The sequence below is a fragment of the Acaryochloris marina S15 genome (genome assembly GCF_018336915.1).
GTDB lineage: Bacteria > Cyanobacteriota > Cyanobacteriia > Thermosynechococcales > Thermosynechococcaceae > Acaryochloris > Acaryochloris marina_A.
The window spans coordinates 3761551-3785258 of sequence record NZ_CP064923.1 but is presented as its reverse complement, the minus strand read 5'-3'; the positions used below and the strand labels follow the sequence as shown (position 1 = coordinate 3785258).

General features: G+C 47.0%; 20 protein-coding genes and 1 tRNA gene. 11 read left to right on the top strand and 10 right to left on the bottom strand.

Going from position 1 to position 23708, the window contains the following annotated elements; all coding sequences use genetic code 11:
- Positions 1-72: 72 nt before the first annotated feature.
- Positions 73-387 (bottom strand): circadian clock protein KaiB, encoded by a 315-nt coding sequence (gene kaiB, locus I1H34_RS17475; protein WP_212662281.1) that lies wholly within the window; start codon positions 385-387, stop codon positions 73-75.
- 33 nt (positions 388-420) lie between these two features.
- A complete protein-coding gene (locus I1H34_RS17470) occupies positions 421-1320 on the bottom strand; it encodes a circadian clock protein KaiA (RefSeq protein ID WP_212662280.1) in 900 nt (299 codons plus the stop codon).
- Between the two features lie 211 nt (positions 1321-1531).
- Between I1H34_RS17470 and I1H34_RS17465 the strand changes: the two genes are divergently transcribed.
- The 3 genes from I1H34_RS17465 (at position 1532) to I1H34_RS17455 (ending at position 5300) form a co-directional block, all read left to right on the top strand.
- Positions 1532-2278 carry a type 1 glutamine amidotransferase gene (locus tag I1H34_RS17465; protein ID WP_212662279.1) on the top strand — a complete coding sequence of 249 codons (747 nt, stop codon included), beginning with the start codon at positions 1532-1534 and terminating at the stop codon, positions 2276-2278.
- Between the two features lie 59 nt (positions 2279-2337).
- The gene (gene glgB, locus I1H34_RS17460) at positions 2338-4647 is read left to right on the top strand and encodes a 1,4-alpha-glucan branching enzyme (RefSeq protein ID WP_212662278.1); all 2310 of its coding nucleotides are present in this window, start codon (positions 2338-2340) and stop codon (positions 4645-4647) included.
- A 77-nt stretch (positions 4648-4724) separates the two neighbouring features.
- Entirely contained in the window at positions 4725-5300 is a 576-nt protein-coding gene (locus I1H34_RS17455; RefSeq protein WP_212662277.1) for a hypothetical protein, read from the top strand.
- Positions 5301-5311: 11 nt separating this feature from the next.
- Here I1H34_RS17455 and I1H34_RS17450 read toward each other — a convergent pair whose 3' ends face one another.
- Positions 5312-6487, bottom strand: a complete 1176-nt coding sequence (locus I1H34_RS17450) for a PHP domain-containing protein (protein ID WP_212662276.1) — start codon at positions 6485-6487, stop codon at positions 5312-5314.
- Positions 6488-7008: 521 nt separating this feature from the next.
- Between I1H34_RS17450 and cysE the strand changes: the two genes are divergently transcribed.
- Entirely contained in the window at positions 7009-7749 is a 741-nt protein-coding gene (gene cysE / locus I1H34_RS17445) for a serine O-acetyltransferase (protein ID WP_212662275.1), read from the top strand.
- Positions 7742-8113 carry a GTPase gene (locus tag I1H34_RS17440; protein WP_212662274.1) on the top strand — a complete coding sequence of 124 codons (372 nt, stop codon included), beginning with the start codon at positions 7742-7744 and terminating at the stop codon, positions 8111-8113. Before cysE ends, I1H34_RS17440 begins: the two co-directional genes overlap by 8 nt.
- Before the next feature lie 27 nt (positions 8114-8140).
- Here I1H34_RS17440 and tadA read toward each other — a convergent pair whose 3' ends face one another.
- On the bottom strand, positions 8141-8602 hold the full coding sequence (tadA, locus tag I1H34_RS17435) for a tRNA adenosine(34) deaminase TadA (protein WP_212662273.1): 462 nt from the start codon (positions 8600-8602) through the stop codon (positions 8141-8143).
- 78 nt (positions 8603-8680) lie between these two features.
- On the opposite strand from tadA, the gene I1H34_RS17430 reads away from it, so the two are divergent.
- Complete coding sequence (locus I1H34_RS17430; protein WP_212662272.1) at positions 8681-9034, top strand: phenylpyruvate tautomerase MIF-related protein; 354 nt, start codon at positions 8681-8683, stop codon at positions 9032-9034.
- Between the two features lie 22 nt (positions 9035-9056).
- Here I1H34_RS17430 and I1H34_RS17425 read toward each other — a convergent pair whose 3' ends face one another.
- From I1H34_RS17425 to psbZ, 4 genes are all read right to left on the bottom strand, one after another.
- On the bottom strand, positions 9057-10307 hold the full coding sequence (locus tag I1H34_RS17425; protein WP_212662271.1) for an aldehyde dehydrogenase family protein: 1251 nt from the start codon (positions 10305-10307) through the stop codon (positions 9057-9059).
- A 609-nt stretch (positions 10308-10916) separates the two neighbouring features.
- Positions 10917-10988, bottom strand: a tRNA-Gly gene (locus I1H34_RS17420).
- A gap of 54 nt (positions 10989-11042) precedes the next feature.
- The gene (gene ribH, locus I1H34_RS17415; RefSeq protein ID WP_212662270.1) at positions 11043-11636 is read right to left on the bottom strand and encodes a 6,7-dimethyl-8-ribityllumazine synthase; all 594 of its coding nucleotides are present in this window, start codon (positions 11634-11636) and stop codon (positions 11043-11045) included.
- A 122-nt stretch (positions 11637-11758) separates the two neighbouring features.
- The gene (gene psbZ, locus I1H34_RS17410) at positions 11759-11947 is read right to left on the bottom strand and encodes a photosystem II reaction center protein PsbZ (protein WP_212662269.1); all 189 of its coding nucleotides are present in this window, start codon (positions 11945-11947) and stop codon (positions 11759-11761) included.
- Positions 11948-12101: 154 nt separating this feature from the next.
- Here psbZ and I1H34_RS17405 point away from each other — a divergent pair, with 154 nt between their 5' ends.
- The 5 genes from I1H34_RS17405 to I1H34_RS17385 all read left to right on the top strand — a co-directional run bounded on the left by I1H34_RS17405 (position 12102) and on the right by I1H34_RS17385 (position 21935).
- Positions 12102-14810 carry a CBS domain-containing protein gene (locus I1H34_RS17405; protein WP_212662268.1) on the top strand — a complete coding sequence of 903 codons (2709 nt, stop codon included), beginning with the start codon at positions 12102-12104 and terminating at the stop codon, positions 14808-14810.
- Between the two features lie 55 nt (positions 14811-14865).
- Positions 14866-16035, top strand: a complete 1170-nt coding sequence (locus tag I1H34_RS17400; RefSeq protein ID WP_212662267.1) for an amino acid ABC transporter permease — start codon at positions 14866-14868, stop codon at positions 16033-16035.
- A gap of 13 nt (positions 16036-16048) precedes the next feature.
- Entirely contained in the window at positions 16049-17242 is a 1194-nt protein-coding gene (locus I1H34_RS17395; RefSeq protein WP_212666320.1) for an amino acid ABC transporter permease, read from the top strand.
- A gap of 34 nt (positions 17243-17276) precedes the next feature.
- Entirely contained in the window at positions 17277-18017 is a 741-nt protein-coding gene (locus I1H34_RS17390) for an amino acid ABC transporter ATP-binding protein (RefSeq protein ID WP_283250024.1), read from the top strand.
- A gap of 486 nt (positions 18018-18503) precedes the next feature.
- On the top strand, positions 18504-21935 hold the full coding sequence (locus I1H34_RS17385; protein ID WP_212662266.1) for a DUF6923 family protein: 3432 nt from the start codon (positions 18504-18506) through the stop codon (positions 21933-21935).
- 150 nt (positions 21936-22085) lie between these two features.
- Here the strand turns inward: I1H34_RS17385 and chlG are convergent, their stop codons facing one another.
- Positions 22086-23138: a chlorophyll synthase ChlG gene (chlG, locus tag I1H34_RS17380; RefSeq protein WP_212662265.1), complete on the bottom strand. Its 1053-nt coding sequence runs from the start codon at positions 23136-23138 to the stop codon at positions 22086-22088.
- 91 nt (positions 23139-23229) lie between these two features.
- Positions 23230-23700 carry a hypothetical protein gene (locus tag I1H34_RS17375; RefSeq protein ID WP_212662264.1) on the bottom strand — a complete coding sequence of 157 codons (471 nt, stop codon included), beginning with the start codon at positions 23698-23700 and terminating at the stop codon, positions 23230-23232.
- Positions 23701-23708 lie beyond the last annotated feature (8 nt).

The following is a 23708-nucleotide window of genomic DNA, read 5'->3' as shown; positions in this document are numbered from 1 at the left end:
CCGTAATAAATAAAAATTTTAAAAGTCGAATAAAAGCAGAATGATACAAAGTCACTTCAGTATTATGTGGGATTAGTACTCCATAATGCCATCGGAAAGTTCTTCATAGAGCAGGTCTAAACCAATCAAGACTCGCTCACGATCCGAAAGGTCGCCGATAATTTTGCGAACTGGAGGGGGCAAGACTTTTGCTAAGGTAGGTGTGGCTAAAATCTTATCTTCTTCGGCAAGTTGTGGGTTTTTTAATACGTCAATTACTTTCAAGGCATAAACGCCTTGAAATTCAGTTTCAAGAATATGATTTAGTGTTCTTAAAGCTCTGACAGAGTTGGGTGTATTGCCAGCAACATAGAGTTTAAGAACATAGGTCTTTCTAATAGGGCTCATGGCAGGGGATTACGGTTGATCTGTCTTGAATAACTAACGGGTTTTAGGGATGGAGCGACGATACATCTCACATAAATGGGCCATGATATCAATTAAGGTTAAGCGATAGTCCAGCAGAATATCTTCATTGCGGCCTTCTAGCTTTAGTTTTTTAGCAAAAGCATCCATTAACTCCATATGAATTTCTAATATTTTTAAGATTGAGATATCAACAAAGAAGATTTGAGTCACGAAGTCATCAATTTCTTGGTTAACATTACTATCCTGCCGAAAATAGTTGAGAATGATATCTCGATAATCCCGCTTAAACGTCGCTAAGTAGTCCGCTTGCTCTTCTTCAGTAAGTTGGTGGAAGAACTGCTGAGGATTTCGTTTGTAGAAAACGCCAATATAACCCAGACGTTCTTTTAGCTTTTGGGACAGGCGTTGCTGCTGAGTCGCTAGACTGTTCTGGATGACTGCACTTGCATGTTGTTTTTTCGCTGCAGTGGGTAAACGACATGCTTTAGAGAGCTGTAGGAATTGTGCGATCGCACGATCGATACTGGACACAACATCTTCTGGGGCATACTCCACCCTCACTTCAGCAATGTGGTAACAACTATCTTGTTGCTGAGCACTATCCAGTGAATTTGATTGAGGAATATTGGCTACCGATGCCTCAACCTGTAGCAGCACAGCAGGCAACAAAATCGCTTCACGGTGCAAATGACTCACAATTTTAGGGAGTGCGGCATTCTCTTCGACAATGAGGCAATCAATACGATGTTTGCCTTGTTCAACTATCTCCAAGAAATTGTCATAGGTAGCATGAACCAAACTATAACGTTCGCCCTCCAAAATCTGGCTCAAAAGGTCAACTAAAGATACTGAACTCAGTAGTGTACAGATAAAGATCTGGGGACGCGAGACCGCAGTTTGAGAAAGGGTCATAACGCCAATTCTATCTAATTATTAAGAAATACTTTAGCATCAAATGAGATTATGAAGGAGCATTAAGTTATGAATGGAATTTAGGACTGCGTTGTGCTTACAACAGCTCTGTCTTGCTCACGATTGCTAAAGGCTAGTGGTGACTTTAGCCATATCAATTGGGCGGATGCCACTGTATTTTCTTCTTAAGAATTATCTATAACGGCTTTTTATGACTATAGATCGAGCAAAACTCCATATCCTCTATCTGCAAATTCGTGACGATCAAGTGACACGAAGGGAAGAGCTACAGGAGTTTGCACGTCATGGTCAGCTAGATGAAAAACAGTTCGCCGTCCTTAACGTGTTTGATCAACCCAATTTTGCCCCTGACTATGCAGATACTTATGATGCTGTCTTCGTCGGCGGATCAAGCGACGCTTCAGTCCTCAAGCCCGATCAGTATCCATTCGTGCAATCTGCCAAGCAATTACTCAAGCATTGTGTCGATCAAGCTATTCCTGTGTTTGCCTCCTGCTTCGGTTTCCAGTTAGGGGTTGAGGCCTTAGGCGGGAAAGTCATCCATGATCCCAAAAACATGGAAATGGGGATTTATCCAATGCAGTTGACGTCAGTTGCAAGCGAAGATCGGTTGTTCTCAGATACTCCCGATCAATTTTTAGTCGTTTCTGGCCATAAAGAGCGGGCATTCAAACTGCCGCCCCACACCCAATTACTGGCATTTACAGAGCGTTGTCCCTACCATGCCTTTAAAGTAATGGATAAACCGTTCTATGGCTTTCAGTTTCATCCAGAGGTGGACCACCATGATTTAGCTGCCCGCATTACCCGTTATCAAGATCGGTATCTGGAGACGGATGGAGCTTTACAAGCCATCCTTAATAACCTCCACCCCACGCCAGAGTCAAATCGACTCATTCTAAAATTCGTTGATCGGATTCTGCTTCAAAAAAGGTAAAATCGGCACTTGCCCGATGCCATAACTCTTAGCCCTCTTATCCCCAGTTAGGTAATTTCATGTCCACCCCTCTTACTGCCGATCAAGTCAATCGAATTGTTTGGAATCACCATCACGATCCCTTCGAGATTCTCGGTCCCCATCCTAGTCAGGACGGCAAATCAGGGTGGGTTGTACGGGTATATTGGCCAAAAGCAGATGCAATTTCCGTGGTATGTCCTGGGCACAGACAGGAATATCCCATGCAGAGTGTTCATGATCCTCACTTCTTTGAGTGTGAAGTTCCTATCCCTGGAGCACTGAATTATCAACTTCGGGTTAAAACGGGAAGCCATGAGCAAGTCTTGTACGATCCCTATGCTTTCAAATCCCCCCGAGTCACAGAATACGATCAGCATTTATTTGCTGAAGGAAATCACCACCGCATCTATGAAAAGCTAGGCGCGCATCTCACCACTGTAGACGACGTTGAAGGTGTTTATTTTGCCCTCTGGGCCCCCAGTGCACGCAATGTTTCTCTCTTGGGTGACTTCAATGCATGGGATGGGCGCCAGCATCAGATGCGCAAGGGACCATCGGGGATTTGGGAATTGTTCATTCCAGAATTGAGCATTGGTGAGCATTATAAATACGAAGTCAAAAATCATGAGGGCCACATTTACGAGAAATCTGATCCCTATGGTTTTCAACAAGAAGTTCGGCCAAAAACGGCTTCTATCGTCACAGATCTCAACTCCTACAGCTGGTCCGATGGGTCTTGGATGGAGCAGCGACGCAATGCAGACGCTTTAGCCCAACCGATTTCAATTTACGAAGTTCATCTGGGCTCCTGGATGCATGCCTCTTCTGACGAACCTTCGCAATCGGAAGAAGGACATCCACTGCCTCCCGTTATTGTTTCTGAACTTAAGCCTGGAGCTCGATTCCTAACTTATCGGGAGTTAGCAGATCGATTGATTCCCTATGTTAAAGACCTCGGCTTTACCCATATAGAGCTACTGCCTGTTGCCGAGCATCCCTTTGACGGTTCTTGGGGCTATCAAGTGACGGGCTACTACGCTTGTACTTCACGGTATGGAACACCCGAAGACTTTATGCATTTTGTCGATCAATGCCACCAACAAGGCATTGGAGTCATTGTTGATTGGGTTCCTGGGCATTTCCCCAAAGACGGCCATGGTTTAGCCTTTTTTGATGGCACCCATTTATATGAGCATGCTGATCCCCGTAGAGGAGAACATAAAGAGTGGGGTACGCTGGTCTTCAATTACAGCCGCAAGGAAGTCAAGAATTTTCTCATTGCCAATGCCCTCTTTTGGTTCGACAAGTACCATATCGACGGCATCCGTGTCGATGCCGTCGCCTCGATGCTCTATCTCAATTACTGTCGCAAAGATGGTGAGTGGGTGGCCAATGAATATGGGGGAGCCGAAAATATCGAAGCGGCTGATTTCCTCCGCCACCTGAATGACGTACTCTTCAGCTACTACCCTGGTATTCTCTCAATTGCCGAGGAATCAACCTCCTGGCCCATGGTGTCCTGGCCCACCTATGTCGGTGGTCTAGGCTTTAACCTCAAATGGAATATGGGATGGATGCATGACATGTTGGATTATTTCAACATGGATCCTTGGTTCCGCCAATTTCATCAAAACAACGTCACATTCAGCATCATGTATGCCTTTAGTGAGAACTTTATGTTGGCCCTGTCTCACGATGAAATTGTTCATGGCAAAAGCAACATGCTGGGCAAAATGCCAGGAGATGAATGGCAGAAGTTCGCCAACTTGCGATGTCTATACACCTTTATGTTTACCCATCCTGGCAAAAAGACTCTGTTTATGAGCATGGAGTTTGGCCAATGGAGTGAGTGGAACGTCTGGGGTGATCTGGACTGGCAACTCTTGGAGTATGACTCCCATCAAAATCTCAAGAAATTTGTGACGGACTTGAACCATCTTTATAAAGAATTGCCTGCCTTATTCACCAACGACTTCAGCTATGACGGTTTTGAGTGGGTCGACTGTAATGACACTCGCCATAGTGTCATCTCCTTTGTTCGTCGTGCGAAGGATTCTGATGAGTTTGTACTCACGGTCTGTAACTTGACGCCTCAACCCCATAGTCATTACCGAGTTGGGGTGCCAGAATCAGGCTATTATGTCGAGCGATTTAATAGCGATGGTCGTCAGTACGGAGGGAGTAATATGGGGAATCTAGGCGGGAAATGGACAGATGAATGGGCTTTTCATAACCGCCCTTACTCTTTAGATCTCTGTTTGCCACCCTTGGCTACTTTAGTCTTTACTCTGGATCGACAAAAAATGGCACAAGCCCACCAGCAACTTCCTGAGTCGCAAAATCAATAGGTTTTGCCAATTTCAAGAAACCTGTCACACTAGACTTGGGACAGACACCCACCATAACTTAAGAAGAGGATGCCCTTATGGGCGCTACGTTAGAGCAAATTTCTGGGTACTTAGATAAACAAGGGCTGATTTACGAGATCCAGTCCGATAAGGCACGGATTATCACTCAAGTCGAAGCTGAACATGTTGAAGATTTTTTGATCGTGATTCAGCTCGATGAAGAGGGAGAGTTCTTTAAGCTTTTTGTGCCTGAGGTTCTCACGGGTGTCCAAAACCACCCTCATAAGGCTGCTATTCTGCAAACCATGTTAGTGATCTCTTGGGAGACTAAGATGTTGCAGTGGGAATATGATGCGTCTGATGGTGAAATTCGGGCCATTATTGAATTTCCATTGGAAGACGCCATCATGACTGAGCGACAGTTTGATCGCTGTTTTAGTGGTTTGGTGGAAATGGTAGATAGCTGGGCAATGCCCCGTTTGCGAGAGGTAATGGAAACGGGGGTAGATCCGGGTGATGTCGCTCTAGGTGAGCGTCTTCTACTGACAATTGAACAAGAAGCGCCAGGGTTGCTCGTTCTCCTTGAAAAAGCCATGCTGGCCCGTAAACACCGAGGACAATTTCCTCCTTTGCGGGATTCGTGGTTGGATTAAGTGGCCTGTCATCATGTCGCTCTCTCATCGACATCTGGGCTATCTTCACCAGGAAAAACCAAGAAAGAGACAGAGTCATTGGGTAAGTGCAAGGTCTGGAATTGCTGCTTGTCCCAAACCTGCTGGCTCGTCCGTATTCCACCCGAGTCAATCGTGTAAATTTGATAGGTTTGCTGGGTGGGCTGCCAACCCTTCATGTCTAGGCGAGTGCTCTTGCTGGGATAGGTGTGACTATTGACAATCATAAGGCTATGGGAGTTTTGGCCTCTGACAGCAAAGACATCAATTCCTCTGGGGGCCGAGACGTGAATTCGCTGGCCACGGCTAAAATATTGTCTCAGCAGTTTGAGCACATATCCCGCTGGGCGCAAAGAATAGGTTCCATCCTTGTGATTAAAAAGACCATAGGTATGGTCAGCATCGTTCCAAGGGAAAATGCCATCAATATCGTTGTGCTGAGCGGCTTGCTGAAAGACTAGGGCTAAAAACACGGCTCCATGATGGGTGCGCATCAACCTTTGTTTGTCCCTATCCCAGGTTGTGAACATATGGGTCTCCCCGAGGAATAGCTCAGCATCCTGTAATCCTTTTTGGTTCATCCATTGACGAATGGCTTTGGGACGTTGGCCAATGACTTTGGCGGTTTTGTATAGCTTGAAGGGATCGGTGGAAGGTTGGTGTGTACCATATTGATGGTAGGAAAAAGCCTGAATATCACTATTTCTGGAAGCTTCTAAAAATGCTTGAATATCACGTTTGTCATAGGGGTGAGTCCAAGCGCCAACAACAATACGAATGGCTGGATTGGCTCTCTTCATTGCATCTGCAGTTTGCTTCGCCAACTCAGCAAGTTCCTGGGAATTGCCGTTGTATTCGGGGTCTTTTTCGTTGAGTATTTCAAAATACCAAACCGAGTGCCTGTCAGAGACTGAGCGAACGAGCTGGGCACACCATAGAGCAAAAGCTCTGTGCTTCTCAGATGGAAGTTGAGAGCCTTGATATAGCGTGGGTGACCAACTGGGGATAGAGATCATAATATCCTCACAGTGAGGAGCAATATTCTGCAAAATGGCATCAATTTTGCCAATATCCCATTCTCCATTTTGATCAATCCACGCTTTCCTATGACCCACTTTGAGCATTTCAGCTGCGTGAAGTCGACAGATAGAGGGACGGATTTTACCCAATTGTTCTCCAAATTTGAGATTCGATCCTATAGCTGAATCAGTTGCAGACCAAAGATTTAAGCTATAAATATTGCGCGCAGAGCCAGTGGATCGGTTCCAGTCAACGCTAATGGGTAGATGTGGCTTCGCATAACTGTGAGAGCAACCAGAGGGTATGCCAGTGCAGACAAACAGGATAATCGCAAAGGCAGAACGACATCTTTGCTGATGGAGAAAATTCAAAGACATTGCAGGGAGATAGTCAGAAATTCAAGGACTGATTTTATGCTCGAAAACCTTGAGCAGACTGAGGATCTATCGGCATAAAGCCAAGCTTTCTTCCCTTAGTATGACGTGGGCACATCATTAAAAGTCTCTCATAGTTGCCGATGAGCCTAGCAGTACGATTAGGGGAGTCAGCAATATTGAATGTTAACCAGCTACTGTTATTCTTCTACCGCCAATGTTCGGATTGCCGATCTTTGTCCTTCGCAAAGACGCTAGGATAAAAAGGTCCTGTCTTACCTTCAAAGGCTGACCCTGTGCTGAAGACACTTAAAACTGATTTTCAGATCATTTTCGACCGAGACCCTGCAGCTCGCAACTGGTTGGAAGTGTTGGTCTGCTATCCGGGCTTACAAGCTATTCTGTTACACCGCTTTGCCCATTGGCTATTTATCTTAGGCTTGCCCTTCTTTCCTCGGCTTATCTCACATGTCTCTCGCTTTCTCACAGGAATCGAAATTCATCCTGGCGCTACCCTGGGGAAAGGTGTGTTTATTGATCATGGCATGGGGATTGTGATTGGAGAGACGGCGATTGTCGGTGATTTTAGCCTGATTTATCAGGGGGTGACGTTAGGTGGAACAGGAAAAGAAACGGGGAAACGGCATCCCACCGTGGGGGAAAATGTTGTGATTGGTGCGGGTGCCAAAGTTCTGGGCAATATCCTCCTAGGCAGTAATGTGCGGGTTGGAGCGGGGTCCGTTGTATTACGAGATGTACCCTCAGGCTGCACGATTGTTGGTGTTCCAGGGCGCATTGTTTACCGAGGAGGGGCAAAAGTGGATCCATTGGATCATGCTCGCCTTCCAGATTCTGAAGCTCAGGCCATTCGCTATCTAGTGGATCGGCTTGAAAGTCTAGAACAAGAAGTGGAGCAGTTAAGACGATCTTCCCCTAGTGGTTCTACCCATGAGTCTGAAACCACTGACTGTTGCCATCTCCGGGATAAAGCAATAGAGCAGTTTTTAGACGGTACCACTGTCTCGAAGAATGGCTAAATTAATATTCATCTACAATGCTGATGCCGGTTTGGTTAATGTTGCGCTGGACATTGCCCACAAGGTATTGTCACCGGATACCTATAGCTGCAATTTATGTATGTTGACCCACGATACCTTTACAGAACGGTCAGCCTGGCAAGCCTTTAGAAAATCCTCTTCAGTTCCCATGGAATTTTTGCATAAGGATGAATATGAGCAAAAGGTAAACGACCTAAATTCACTCAAGTCGAAACAGACGTATTCCTATCCCATTATTTTGAAGGAAGACCAAGGTCAAATTGATATTTTCATAGATACCGTTGAATTGAACCAAATTAAAGACGTCAATCGCTTAATTAATACGATTCAAGAACGCCTGTAGAAGATCGACTCAAAGTGAGTATTGATCCTAAGGGGATGGGGACTGCGCTTTTTGCTGTTGTCGTTTTCGAGCAAACCAATCTTGTAGTTGTTGACGGCAGGTTGGCTCTTGGACGCCCGCAACGACTGGAAGTTTGTGGAAGGAGCAAGAGCTATCCGGTAGGTTAAGAACAGTTCGAACGGCTCCGGTTTTCGGATCATGGGCTCCATAGACCAACAAGCCCATACGAGCTTGGATAATTGCCCCGGCACACATTGGGCAGGGTTCAAGAGTGACGTAAAGGCTGCACTCATGTAGTCGCCAGGACTGCATGACTTGGCTAGCAGCTCTGATAGCTACGATTTCTGCATGAGCGGTAGGGTCGTGATCGCGTTCGCGTCTATTTTCACCTTCCGCAATGCAGTCTCCTTTTGGGCCTACAATAACAGCTCCTACTGGCACTTCTCCGGCATCACCTGCTTGAGACGCTAAAGAAATCGCTTTTTCCATCCATTGATGATGTTCGGGGTAGCTTGGGGCGTCCACTCTTGATTTAATTAGATTATCGTTACATGCTAACCAACTATTATGCCTCTAATTAAAGTGCAATCTTCGATAGATGCTCCTGAGAAGCCTGTTGTGGAGACCTTATTAAAACAATTGTCTGCTCGGTTAGCTCAGCATTTGGGGAAGCCAGAATCCTATGTGATGACAGCTTTTGAAGCAGAAATGCCTATGACTTTTGCTGGCACGACCGAGCCCGTATGTTACGTGGAAATTAAAAGTGTAGGCACCATGAGTAGTCCTCAGACGCAAGCGATGAGCCAGGAGTTTTGCCAACAGCTTGAAACCGCTTTAGGAGTCCCTAAACAGCGAATTTATATTGAGTTTGCGGATGCAAAGGGCATGATGTGGGGATGGAATGGTTCAACCTTTGGTTAATGGATCCTTGAATAAGGTTTCGTCACGAGGTTTGAATAATTTGCTTGGAAGTCATTAAGGTTTCAAGGCTAATCACCCCAGGAGAAAGGCTTTTGGCGGAACTCATTCCGATTGCGAGAGATCCTCCGGGCCCACTGGATTGTCTCAAAAATTGAGGGCTGGTGTTGATAAATACTTGAGAACTGCGAACACCTTGGATAAATTGTTGACTGTCCTGATAAGAATCAGTGACTAAGCAATCAGCGTGATGACTGCTATGGCGGTTGATCCAGTTGAGGGCATCGGCTAAATCATCAACGACGCGAAAAGCCACAATTTTTTGGAGATAAGGCTGCTGCCACTCTTCCCTAGTGGCCAGGATTAACTCTGGGAACTCAGCTGCCAGGGTGGCATCTCCCCGTAGCTCAAACCCTTTATCCTTGAGCGTACTCCATAGGAGCGTGAGTCGAGACTGTTTAATGTTAGGGGTCAGTAAGACTTTTTCAATGGCATTGACCGCATCTGGACTGCCTTGATGGCTATTGATAATCATGGAGCGGGTCAAGTCTGTACTGCCCGAGTCAGACCAAAAAAGATAGCAGTTACCCATGGCAGACTGCAAAGTGGGTACGGTAGACTGATGCACAACCTGTTGGACCAAGCTGGGGCGACCGTAAGGCACTACAAGATCGATGGGCAGGTCTCGGGAAACGAGATCGGAGATTGAAATGTTGCGATCGCAAGGGATAGATTGCACACAAGTTAAGGGTAAATCAGCTGCTGTCAAGGCAGCATGGAGTAGTTCGGTGACAACCTGGTTAGAATGCTTAGTTTCAGTTCCTCCCTTCAGCAATAAGGCATTGCCCGTTTTCCAGCACATACCGGCTAGCAACAACGCTAAGTCTGGAAACGCCTCATAAATAAAGGCAATGACGCCACGGGGTTGTAATTTGGCATAGCCTGGAGCCACCATAAAGGTGGATTGGGGAAAGGCGGTCATAGCCAACGGGTCAGTTGTTGTTGCCAAATGGCTCAACATCAGCCCCAAGGTTTGCAGACGTTCTGGAGCTAGCTTTAGCCAGTTCAAAACTAGGGCGGGAATGGCTAGGTCACGACTGACTTCTAAATCTATGGTGTTTGCTTCTAACAAATCATCCTGGCGATCTTGCAGGATTCGAGTCAAACAACGCAGCAATTCATTACGCTTTGGATGTGGCAGAAGTGCTAGTTTCTGCGAGGCAATGTGAGCCTGATGCACTGTTGTGTTCAGGTCAAATCTTTGAGCAGCATCCATAGGCAAAAAACATCAATTAACGTCGATAAAGATATGAACCGAGGTGAAGAGTGGGGACTGCCATGAATACAGCAAGGCCGAACCGAAACTCCCTCTTGAAAGACAAGGGAAGAAGCGTTGGGAATAGGACTAATACAATTATGCCCATGACCAGTAGCCAGAATAGAAGTAACCGCAAATAAAATAGGGGTTTCCTTTTTCGGGAGGGTTGCCACCGACGCCCAGTCCAATACCAACTTTGATGGGGGTAGTCTGAACACTGTTCAATCGTATACCCATCAGGTTTCACAACAAAAACACGATGACATTGCTCACACCCGAGGGCCTCTGTGAGAATGATGGGGCTAAGGTGACCATGCCGTCGACAGGGACATGGATAAGGACTACTTATGTCTATTTTGTTGACTTTCGTGGAAGGCACGAACTAACAGGTTCCTTCAGATGATCTAGCCTGCAATATGGAGGTATCGATGATCCAGAATCATTGCTCCAACTTTAGGGGGAGAGACGGAATCAATATTTTCACCTTTTGCAACAACAGATGAAAATGGTTAGCGAAGATTCCCCCATTCTACCTGAAGTTTATGGGAAGAGAATTGACTTTAAAAAAGCGGGTAACGCGATTCGAACGCGCGACATTCACCTTGGCAAGGTGACGCTCTACCACTGAGCTATACCCGCAAATAAAACTCTTGCTTACCTAGCTTCTCAAATGTAGCCGGGTCTGTCAATAAATTAGGAATTATTGGATTCAGACTTCAAAGCATTAGAGGCTTGGGCGTTGCTTACGCCTGGAGGTAATACGGCTGTTTCGCCTAGACTTTGATTATTAGCATCCGTTACAGCTAGCTGTGGTCGGAGCTGATGCATTAGGCTAGCCATTTCTAAGGCATTCATGGCAAAATCCCAGCCTTTGTTGCTTTTTATGCCTGCCCGTTCAAGGGCCTGTTGCATACTATCTACGGTCAGAATGCCAAAAATGACTGGAACACCCGTTTGTAAACTCGTCGCCGCTATCCCTTTGGAAACTTCACCCGCAACATAATCAAAATGAGGGGTGTGACCACGGATGACTGCCCCTAAGCAAATGACAGCATCGTAGCAGTGAGATAAGGCCAGCTGTCGAGCAACTAGGGGAATCTCAAAGCCTCCTGGCACCCAAATATAGTCAACCTGAGTCCCAGCTTCATTGGTGTCAACGCCATGACGATGTAGACAGTCTTGGCAACCTGCCAGCAGTTTGCTGGTCACCAGGTCATTAAAACGTCCAATAACAATAGCAAACCGGAAGGATGCCGAATGCGTAAATTTGCCTTCAAAGACAGCCATTCCAGTTTGCCTTAACCTTTATCAATTTAAAGACACAGATCAGAATACAAAAGCGATTCCTAGAACATTTGAGCTTGATGCTTGAAACATAAATGCTCAAGGTTCATGATTTAGGAAGGAACCTAGATAACAACGATAGAGGCTAATGCCGCTACGAATAGCAAAGTAACCCATGCAGCAGCACCACCCCAAATGAGTTTATTAGCGTCGTCCGATGCATCACCTGTAGAGAAAACCACAGGTACGCCAATTATCATTGCAAAAGATAAGGCAACGAAAGCAGCAATTAAAAGTTGAAACAATACTGACATGATTCTCTCCCAATCCAGTCCTGAAAGAAGTTTAAATATAAGCAAATTAACTAGGCATTTGATAGTGCCTACGCCAGATAATCATACCCTAAAAGAGGGGATTTACTTGACTGAAGTCGATGGGGCAGTAAGCGTTGGGATGTAAATAGGCTGGATGGATATTGTTTTATGTCATCGAACGGCAGACTTTGATACGTTGGGAGCTGCTGTCGGTATCACTCATTTGCATCCAGGGACTCGAATTGTTCTGTGTGGTGGAGCCCATCCAACGGTTCGGGAGTTTCTGGGGCTCTATCGGGATCAATTTCCCCTGATTGAGCATCGGGCTGTCAATGTAGAACAGCTTCGCTCGATTACGATCGTAGATGCCCAACGGCGTAAGCTTTTGGGGCCCGCTGCACACTGGCTTGATCTTCCCCAAGTTCAAGTCAAAATCTACGATCACCATCTGTCAACAACAGGAGATATTGCCACCGATCAGATGACTCTTGAAGCGGTGGGCGCAGCCACTACTCTGATCGCGGAAGAGCTGCAGCGAAAACACCTGGAGCTGCCCGTAACGGTGGCGACGGCAATGGCTTTGGGAATTCATGTGGATACGGGATCTCTCACTTACCCTAGTTCGACGGTTCGGGATGCGGCTGCTTTGACCTGGTTGATGGGACAAGGGGCCAATCAACGGGCGATCGCAGAGTATACCGAACCTGTTTTTCCCTCAGATTTACAAGATCTGCTGGCTCAAGCCTTGGAGTTAACGCAAACCCAGTCTAGACGTGGGAACTCCTTGTCTTGGGTGATGTTAAAGACAGAGATTTATGTGCCCGGCTTAGCCAGTCTGACCTCACAGCTCATGCTTTTGCACGATAGTGACAGTTTTTTGCTGGGGCATGTCTATGGCAAGGCTGAATCCCAAAAACTAAGCGTGATTGGCCGTTCTCGGGTCGAGGGGGTTGATCTGAATGGGCTATTGCAACCCCTAGGGGGTGGGGGACATGCCCGTGCAGCTGCCGTAACGTTGAAAACAGAAATGCCTCAAGCGGTGATAGATGACCTAGTGGCAACGCTGCTTGAGCAGATGCCCTTTCCGCCCATGACTGCTGACTTGATGTCTTCCCCAGTCAGAACCATTCGCCCTACGACTACCATCGATCAAGCCCGGCGGATTTTATTGCGATACGGACATTCTGGGCTATCGGTGGTTAATAACGAGGATCAGTTAGTGGGAATTTTGTCTCGGCGGGATCTAGATATCGCCCTCCATCATGGCTTTGGGCATGCACCAGTAAAGGGGTATATGACAGCCCCGGTCCGCACGATTGATCTGAATACTTCCCTGCCTGAAATTGAACTGATGATGGTTACCTATGATATTGGTCGGTTGCCGGTGGTGGAACAGGGTCAACTAGTGGGGATTGTGACACGCACGGATATTCTGCGGCAGTTGCATCAGCTCAAGCATCCTGTACTTCCGGCCCATCAAAAAGTGGTACGCACATCCATTCAGGAGCAACTGAGGTCGCAACTGTCTCCGACGTTGCATACTCTGTTAACGACTGCGGCTGATGCTGCTACTACTCAAGGTTGGCAACTTTACCTTGTGGGAGGAGCAGTTCGCGATTTGCTGCTGTCGGGTCCTAGCCAGCCCTTTACCGTTAAGGAATTCGATCTTGTTGTCGATGGCGTGGAAACAACGGCAAAAGCTGCAGGGGTTGCCCTCGCTCAAGCCTTGCAGGAAGCCTATCCTGAAACTCAATTACAGGTGTATGGCCAGTTCCAAACGGCGGCTCTTATTTGGCCCTCTGGATCGGAGTTAGCCGGATTTTCCGTTGATATTGCGACGGCTCGCAGTGAATTTTATCCCTACCCTGCAGCTAATCCAGAGGTGGAAGCCAGCTCTATCCGTCAGGACCTGTATCGACGGGATTTTACGATTAATGCCTTGGCAGTTAGATTGACACGCCAGGGATTTCAGCCCCAGCCGAGCGGCGAGCTACTGGATTTTTTCGGGGGGGTGGTGGATTTGCAGGATTGCCAGATTCGGGTCTTACATCCCAATAGCTTTATTGAAGATCCCACGCGAATCTTTCGGGCGGTGCGGTTCGCGACTCGACTAGAATTTGAGATTGGAGAGCATACCGAAGCGTATATTCGCCATGCGATCGCAAGTGGTATCTATACCCAAGTCCAGGCAGAGAAGGATAAAGCACCAGCTTTACAATCTCGCCTCAAGAACGAACTGAAGTATATTTTTCAAACATCTCACTGGGTGAGAGCCTTGACTTTGCTAGCTAACTTAGGTGCTTTGCAATGTATACATCCTCAGTTACAGATAGATAAACAGTGGTGGCAGCGAGTGCGGTTAGCGATTCGTTGGTACAACATATTTGAGCAAGCTCATCCAGAAATCCCGGTTTGGTTGCTGATTCTAGAAGTGTTGCTGACCGCCTTACCCACAATGGAACGCTGCTCAGTAGCAACGAATTTGCATTTACCCGAACCGACTCAACAGAGACTTCAGGCCCTGGATGGGGTATTGCAAGAGTTGGAAAATCAACCTATCCAGGCATCCCCTAGTCAGATTGCAGCCCTATTGGAGCCTCACCCCATCTCAACACTGATTTTAGTAGGGATTCATAGTAGTGTCAGAAGGCGTCAATGGCTGTGGCAATATCTATCTGATTGGTCTGGCCGAAAACCGTTACTAACGGGGAAGGACTTGATTCAATTAGGGTATCGCCCCAGTCGACAGTTTAAAGAGATGTTGACAGCTATTTGGGCCGCTACCTTAGATGGGGAGCTCAGAGATCTTAACCAAGCACAAGCCTGGGTGAAGGAACATTTCCCCCTCTCCTCTAATAACTAACTTCTATGCCCCCTGGTGTCTGGTAGAGTCATCTTACGAATTGCTGGAAAACTTCATGGCCAAGCTTCGCCAGGGACCAAGATGGCGCCAACCCCGTGTGAGGGATGGGATGCTCCAAGCATTGGTTCTACTTCTAATTGGATTGGTTATTGTTTACTTCGGTGCCAATCTCATTCAAAACCTGCAGCGTCTGCGCTTACCCTTTGGCTTTGACTTTTTGTTCACTAAATCTGGACCCAGTATTGGTGAAACTCTAATCGAGTATTCACCGACGGATAACATTGCTCTGGCTTTTGGGGTAGCCCTTCTCAATACCCTGCGGGTCGTTGTTCTGGGAATTTTTTTAGCGACCATTATTGGTATTGGAGTGGGGATTGCTCGCCTATCAGATAACTGGCTAGTTCGTAAGCTAGCAACGGTGTATGTGGAAACCTTGCGGAATTTTCCCTTACTGCTACAGCTACTGTTCTGGTATTTGGCTGTTTTCTTGAAGCTGCCAACCTTTGAAAATCGAATTCAACTTCCGGGACCAATCATTCTTAGCAAAAATGGAGTGGCTTTCCCCTGGCTACGGGCTAATGCATCAACCTCGACCTGGCTAATAGCTTTGGGCATCGGCAGTGTACTGGCCTTCTTGCTATGGCGCTACCTTACTCGGTTACAAATCGAGCAGGGACGCATCATCTTTGCCTGGTTATGGCCATTACTATTGCTCATGGGCTTGGCAGGAGGCATCGCCCTGTTCACCCAGCACTTACCGTTTGACCTCAGCCAACCCCAAGTGGACAAACTCGTGGTGACGGGTGGCTTACAATTCACATCAGAATTTTCCGCTTTACTCTTGGGCCTTACTTTGTATACGGCAGCCTTTATTGCTGAAATCGTGCGAGCAGGTATTCGCTCTGTTTCCATCGGTCAGTCAGAAGCGGCACGAGCTTTAGGGCTAAAGCCGACACTAGTCATGCGATTTGTGGTGTTCCCCCAAGCCTTAAGGGTGATTGTGCCACCGTTAACCAGTCAATATTTGAACTTGGCGAAAAATTCTAGCCTAGCCGTCGCAGTAGGCTACCCCGATATCTACTATGTCGCCTCTGCCTCCTTAGAAGATACCGGACGCTCGGTTGAGATTGTCCTGTTGTTAATGGCGATCTATTTAACAATGAGTCTACTGATTTCAATTCTGATGAATCTCTACAACCGCAGCATTCAATTGGTTGAGCGATAGAGCAATGAGTCCAATGCCGCCGAAATCTCCGATTACGCCTTCAGCTTCCTCTATATTGATCTGGTTGCGCCGCAACCTCTTCAGCACTTGGTACAACTGTTTGCTAACGGTGATTAGTCTCTGGATTATTTATCTTGGGGGACAAGGTCTATTTCTGTGGATGTTTAGTCAGGCGCAATGGACGGTTTTGCAAGCCAACTTACGCTTGTTCTTTGTCGGCCGCTTTCCCCTCGACCAAATTTGGCGAGTATGGTTGATTGTATTGCTGGTTTCCGCAGTAACCAGCCTGACAGCAGGTGTCATTCAGTGGAACCGGACTGTACCCATCAGTGTGGGGATTTTGACTGCAATTGGCTTAAGCGTTGCCCCTTTAGTGGGTGGGCAACGCCCAGAGCTAATATGGGTTGCAGCGATAGGCAGTGTTGCTTTGTTCAACCTACTGGGGGGACCGTGGTTGAAAGCTCACCTATCTCCTCGCTTGATCAGCAGAGGTTTGCCTTCAGTTTGGTTCCTAACCGTGTTTATGATCCTATGGCTATTAATGGGAGGGTTGGGATTAAGCGCCATCGGAACTAATGTTTGGCAAGGGTTGTTATTGACCGTGCTGACGGCAGTCGTTAGTATTGCCCTGTCATTCCCAATAGGTGTGCTATTGGCTTTAGGACGGCGCAGTTCCCTACCTGTGATTCGGACTCTCTGTATCTTATACATCGAAGTGATTCGAGGGTTACCGTTAATAGGAGTTCTCTTTATTGCCGGGGTGATGTTACCACTGGTATTGCCAAGCCAAGTACAGTTAGATGCAGTCTTGCGGGCAATTTGTGGTCTCACACTCTTTAGTGCAGCTTATCTGGCAGAGAATGTACGGGGGGGCTTACAGTCGATCCCTCAAGGTCAAATGGAAGCAGCCAAAGCGTTGGGGCTCAATCCAGTTTTGGTTTTAAGTTTGGTGGTGTTACCGCAAGCCTTACGATCGGTCATCCCCACAATTGTTGGGCAATTTATTGGATTGTTTAAAGACACTTCACTACTATCGATTATTGGTCTTGTAGAACTGACGGGGATTTCACGGTCCGTTCTCTCTCAACCACGATTTATTGGTCGGCATGGAGAAGTGTATTTATTTATTGGTTTGCTGTACTGGTTATTTTGTTATCTGATGTCTTTGGGAAGTCGGCGTTTAGAGCGTCAACTCGGTGTGAAGTGAGGCTTGTTGTATTCCGGTTGATAGATAAACTGCAATGACTGAAATGAATCCGATTATTGTGGCCACAGATGTCCACAAGTGGTACGACGCTTTTCATGTCTTACAGGGCGTGGATTTAAAGGTGGAGCGCCAAGAAGTAGTCGTACTGATGGGACCCTCAGGGTCAGGCAAGTCTACCTTTATTCGTACTCTTAATGCCTTAGAAGACTATCAGCAAGGACAGATTGTCATTGATGGCATGGAGCTATCCCCAGACCTCGGCCATATTGAATCGATTCGCCGGGAAGTGGGGATGGTGTTTCAGCAGTTTAATTTATTTCCCCATCTGACGGTGTTGCAAAATATCACCTTGGCACCGATTTGGGTGAGACGTTGGCCCCGCACTAAAGCAGAAGAGGTGGCGATGCAGCTTTTGGAACAGGTCGATATTTTGGAGCAAGCCCATAAATATCCTGGACAGTTGTCGGGAGGACAGCAGCAACGAGTTGCGATCGCACGGGCTCTCGCCATGCAGCCCAAGATTATGTTGTTCGACGAACCCACCTCTGCCCTTGATCCTGAGATGGTAAAAGAAGTGTTAGTCGTCATGCAATCGTTAGCTGAATCAGGTATGACTATGGTCGTGGTTACCCATGAAGTTGGGTTTGCCAGAGAAGTAGCAAACCGTATTCTGCTGATGGACCAAGGTACTGTCGTTGAAGAAGCTGCTCCAGAGCAATTTTTTCAAAATCCCAAAGAAGAACGAACCAAACTTTTCTTGTCACAAATCTTGTAGCCTAATTTCTCTTGAGATTTAGAATTTTTCAACCTATAGGTGAACAAAAGGCAAGCCTTTTAAGGCTAATATTCTTCCCTAAAACTAGAATTACTAAATTCAAAAGCATTTCGCAATATTTTAATATTTTGCGAGAGATCTTGGAACCCAAACGTGATATATTCGTTTAAAATATTTACAGAAATAAAATTTAAGCCAGTAAGTGTTATCAGCCTTCTATAAAGGTATAGGATATATCGCTAGCTTAGCTAAGAAAGCAGAAAGAATTTGTCGCCATAGATTCTCTATATCGAGAACTTCTAGATTTCTGCTCAATCAACAATTTAAGATCAATTCCTCAATATGTATGATACTTTCCAACTATGAAATCTATGATTGACGTTAAAGTTTTCTAATTTCTCAATCCTAGTTCGAGTGCAAATGAGACTGAGCCTTTTGAATCCAGTGGTAGAGACAACTAGCAAATAATGTATTGGGGGAGCAAGTATGTCCCGTTGGTTGAGATTTCTGGCTTTACAAGTTCCGCTGAGCACCTTTCTGTTGACATTGTTTGCCTTTGGCGATCTAGCAATTGCTCAGGATAAAAAAGGCCAGCCATTTGTTTGCGACGGCAAATTTTTCATAGCTCAAGGCAAAACAGGGAAAGATCCGACACAACTTTTTATCGTTGACACCAGTACTACGCCTTATCAGCTCATCCCTGTTGGTGGGACGAGCCCAGGGATTAAATACAATGCCATTGGCTTCAATGTCCAAGATGGCTTTATCTATGGCATACACCCTAGTACGGGAGAAGTCTATCGTATTGATGCCAATGGTGTAGCTACTTCTATGGGCATCCCCCCTGGTTTACCCAGTAGTAGTTATTCAGGGGATGTTGCCCCTGATGGTACCTACTATATTCAGAGGGGTAACAAACTCCATTTAATTGATGTTTCTGGTGCCAATGCTCAGTACCTGAAAACCATTAATCTGTCAGCTAATCCAGGCGTGGCTGATATTGCCTTCAACCCTGTAGATGGCAAACTGTACGGCGTAAATGCCGGTAAAGATCAAGTTGCAGTTATTGATCCGGCAACAGGGAACGTTACGTTCCAGCCCCAGAAAACGTCTGTGAGTACAGCAGTCGGTGGAACTTATTTCGATGCCTTTGGTAATTTATTTGGTTATCACAATAAAGGAGAATTTTATCGATTTGATGTTCAGTCTGGCACTGGAGCTTCAACCTTTCTGAGTAGTGCGCCTAAGGTTAGTGCAAATGATGGGGCTTCTTGTACAGGCGCTCCAAAAATAGAAAAAACGGTATCACCTAGTGCTGTTAAACCAGGAGGGATTGTTACCTATACCTACAATGTGGTGAATCCCAATGGGTTTCCGTTGACGGTAGATTTTTCGGATAGTATGCCCGCAACAGATGGGCGAGTTTATCAACCCCTATCTGTAAATAATCCCTTTGGGGGAACGGTCGATTTTTCAGCTGACAATAAAACCTTCAATATCAAAGGTTTAACCGTTCCAGCAAATAAAACAGGCCAAATTACGGTTGATGTCCAAATTCCCGAAGATGCAGAATTTGCAGTTGTTTATAACCAAGCATCTTTAGCAGGAGATCAAATCCCACCGGGACCAGATGGGTCTAAAACCTTACTCTCAGACTACCCAGATAGTGGAGAGTTTTATGACCCAACTCCTCTCAAAATTACGGAGTATGACTTAGGGATTACCAAAGCGGAGTCCGCTGATCCGGTCAGTGTCGGCGAGAATTTGACCTATACCCTGACCGTCACTAATTTTGGCCCTGACACAGCTGAAGGAGTTACTGTTACTGAAAATCTTCCCGCTGGAGTCAATGTAGTTACGCTACCTAGTAACTGTTCGAATTCCAGTGGAACGGTTACATGTAATCTAGGTGACCTTGCCAAAGATCAAGTTGTCAAACTAGAAATTGTGGTGTCTCCGACCCAAGAAGGAGAAATTGTTAACTCAGCCTCTGTAGAGAGTCCCCTGAGTGACTTGGTCGAAACTGACAAAAGTAATAACGATACTAAAATTGATACAACGGTCAGTAACGAAGCCAATCTTACGGTTGAGAAAAAGGATGCCGCTGATCCGGTTGCCGTAGGAGACACTATTACCTACAAAATTTCAGTTACGAATAACGGTCCTGATCCAGCCACTGGCGTTATCTTAACTGACGTGTTGCCAGCAGGTGTGATGTTTGTCTCAGCTGAAGATAATAGCGGTCTTTTAAGTTGCACTGAAACAAGCGGCACGATAACTTGTAATCCCATTGATTTGGCAAATGGTGAGGGTGCGGTACTTGAAGTAACGGTCAAAGCTGATTCTCCTGGCACTTTAACGAATTCTGCTAGTGCCAAAGGGAACGAGAACGATCCTGATCCAGATGACAATGAAGCTTCCGAAAATACAACTGTAGAAAAGCCAGAGCCCGGACCTGATCCAACACCGGATCCTGGACCTGATCCAACACCGGATCCTGGACCTGACCCAACGCCAGATCCAACACCGGATCCAGAACCTGATCCAACGCCGGACCCCGGACCCGACCCAACACCGGATCCTGGACCTGACCCAACACCGGATCCTGGACCTGACCCAACGCCAGATCCTGACCCAACGCCAGATCCTGGACCTGACCCAGATCCAACACCGGATCCAGAACCTATTCCAACACCAGATCCTGAACCCGACCCAACGCCAGATCCTGACCCAACGCCAGATCCAACACCAGATCCTGGACCTGACCCAGATCCAACACCGGATCCAGAACCTGATCCAACACCGGATCCAGAACCTGATCCAACGCCGGACCCCGGACCCGACCCAACACCGGATCCTGGACCTGACCCAACACCAGAACCTGACCCAACACCGGATCCTGGACCTAATCCAACGCCAGATCCAACACCAGATCCTGACCCAACGCCGGACCCCGGACCTGACCCAACGCCAGATCCTGACCCAACGCCAGATCCAACACCAGATCCTGGACCTGACCCAGATCCAACACCGGATCCAGAACCTGATCCAACGCCGGACCCCGGACCCGACCCAACACCAGATCCTGACCCAACGCCAGATCCAACACCAGATCCTGGACCTGACCCAACGCCAGATCCTGGACCAGATCCAACACCGGATCCAGAACCTATTCCAACACCAGATCCTGAACCCGACCCAACACCGGATCCTGGACCTGATCCAATGCCAGATCCTGAACCAACGCCAGATCCTGACCCAACACCGGATCCTGGACCTAATCCAACGCCAGATCCAACACCAGATCCTGACCCAACGCCGGACCCCGGACCTGACCCAACACCCGATCCAACGCCAGATCCAACACCAAATCTCGGACCTGTTCTAATTCCTGAGCTAACGCCAGACCCAACACCAGATCCTGGGCCTGATCCAGGACCGGTTTCAACACCTGATCCCGGACCTGAGCCAACTCCTGAGCTAGCGCCGGCCCCAACACCAGATCCTGGGCCAGAGCCAGCTCCCGATCCTGGACCTGAGCTAACTCCTGAGCTAACGCCAGACCCAACACCCGATCCAAAAACACCACCTTCTGATAGTTCTAGTCCGAATCCGATTCCATTTCCTGTACCAATTCCTATCCCAGGCCCCTCACCCGGCCCAGGCTCAGTCCCAGGAGGAACACCTTCTCCGGGTTCGGTACCACCCCCCACTACAGGTACGCCTCCCACAGTACCTCCAGGTGTAGAAACACCTAATCCAGGAACTGAAATACCTGTTTCAGAACCGGGCAGTCAACCTCCAACTCCTGTGGAATCATTACCTGATCCGCCCGAGCAGCCTACTCCTCAACAGGACTCAGCAGCACCCACACGGGATGATCCTCCCTCTCCCCCACCTGTGAGAGCACTTTGGTAAACAACCACTTGCATCAATAAGCTCTGGTACTTGATGTGCCAGAGCTTATTTTTTTAGGCTTGACAAGCCACCAATTAATCTTGAGAAAAGGAAGGGGTTGAGGTTCCTACACCATCTTCAGAACTTTAGCTTTTTTAGCAACTAGCTCAGCTACAAACCCGCATGGCCTATGGCTAAACCCGCTACTAGCGTACCTAGTACCAGAAATGGCTGGGCGCTGGCCTGATATTTTACGTCATTTTTGACGGGGTCACGCAGAAAGTACATATCTTGGAAGGTAATTTGAGGAATGACCAGTAAAAATTGGATAACGGCATATAGATTCTCGTGAATACTGATTAAGAATAGTGCCATGCCAATCTGGAAAACATCGATCATCAGCACACAAATCCAGGCAGCTTTTTTAATTCCAAAGACAACTGGGAGAGATTTGAGTCCTAATTCGCGATCACCTTCTACGGCTTTGAAGTCGTTGATAATAGCAATGCCTAATCCTGACAGACTATAAGCCAGCGTTAACACCATGACTTTGGGAGTGAGAGTGCCAAATAAGGCTTGGCCTGCCCACCAAGGCAAAGCTATGTAGCTAGCTCCTAAGGCAAAATTGCCCGTCCAGCCATTTTGTTTGAGTTTGATGGGGGGAGCTGAGTAGATAAACGAAATAAAGGATCCAAAAATCGCGAGTACTGTTAATGTGGGAAACTCATGGCCCGCCCAACGGTCGAGCCCATAAGCAACACCTATGCCCGCTGCTAGCAGGACAATAATTTGGGTTACAACTTGGGGAATAGAGATGGCTCCGGAGGGGATGGGGCGATAAGGTTCGTTAATGGCATCAATATCGCGATCGTAGAAGTCATTGATGGTTTGGGTATATCCCGTTAGCAATGGCCCAGACATCAACATGCAAACAGCTGACATCAAAACATGCTCAAAGGTCCAGGTAAAATGACCGGATGCAGCGGCTCCACAAATTACCCCCCAGACAAGGGGGACCCAGGTAATGGGTTTCATCAGCTGCAAGCGAATTTTCCAAATATTGGTATCGCCCGTATCAGCCCCTTTCATACCTAATAGTTGGCGAGCTGCACTGCCTTGTTCAGTAGCTTCGGATGTTTCTACGGCTGCTGGTTCTGAAGGTGTTGCTGTGGCCTCGGTATTATCAGTAGAGGCAGGTACCTGGGATGGATCCGGATTAGCCATAGTAGTCGAGAGAAGATGGAGTACAAATTTGAGGTGAAGAAACACTGATCATGGTACCGCTTGATCGTGGATCTTCGCCTAAGTAGCTGCTTTATAGGAGCTTGCGAATACGTCGAATATTGATGGCTCGACTAGAAATAGTGGCGGAACGATCGAACATGATTACATATATCCCTCCTGCAAGCTTTCCAGCTAAGCCTGGTCGAGAATAGCTCAAGTATTCTTCCTCTGACTCAGGGTTTGAATTGATATCAGCTGTTTCTTCTTCAAGTTCTTCTAGCTCAAACCCGATTTCTGCCATCTTTTTGTTGAGGCGAGATTGAAATTGAGTGCGATTTTGAAAGGTAATGACCATCGCCACATTACGGTTGATGATAGTGCCAATGATGCCAGCTATCAAACCTGCTAGAGTACCGTACTGACGCAGTTCAGGAGAGGCAAAGGTAAAGGCTTCAGAACGAGATCCCACAAACATCACAATGATTACTGTCATGCTGAAGTAATACAAGAATGTCAATCCAATGCCGGGGCCTGTTAGCTGGGTATCTTCTTGTTGAGCCATAGAGGGCT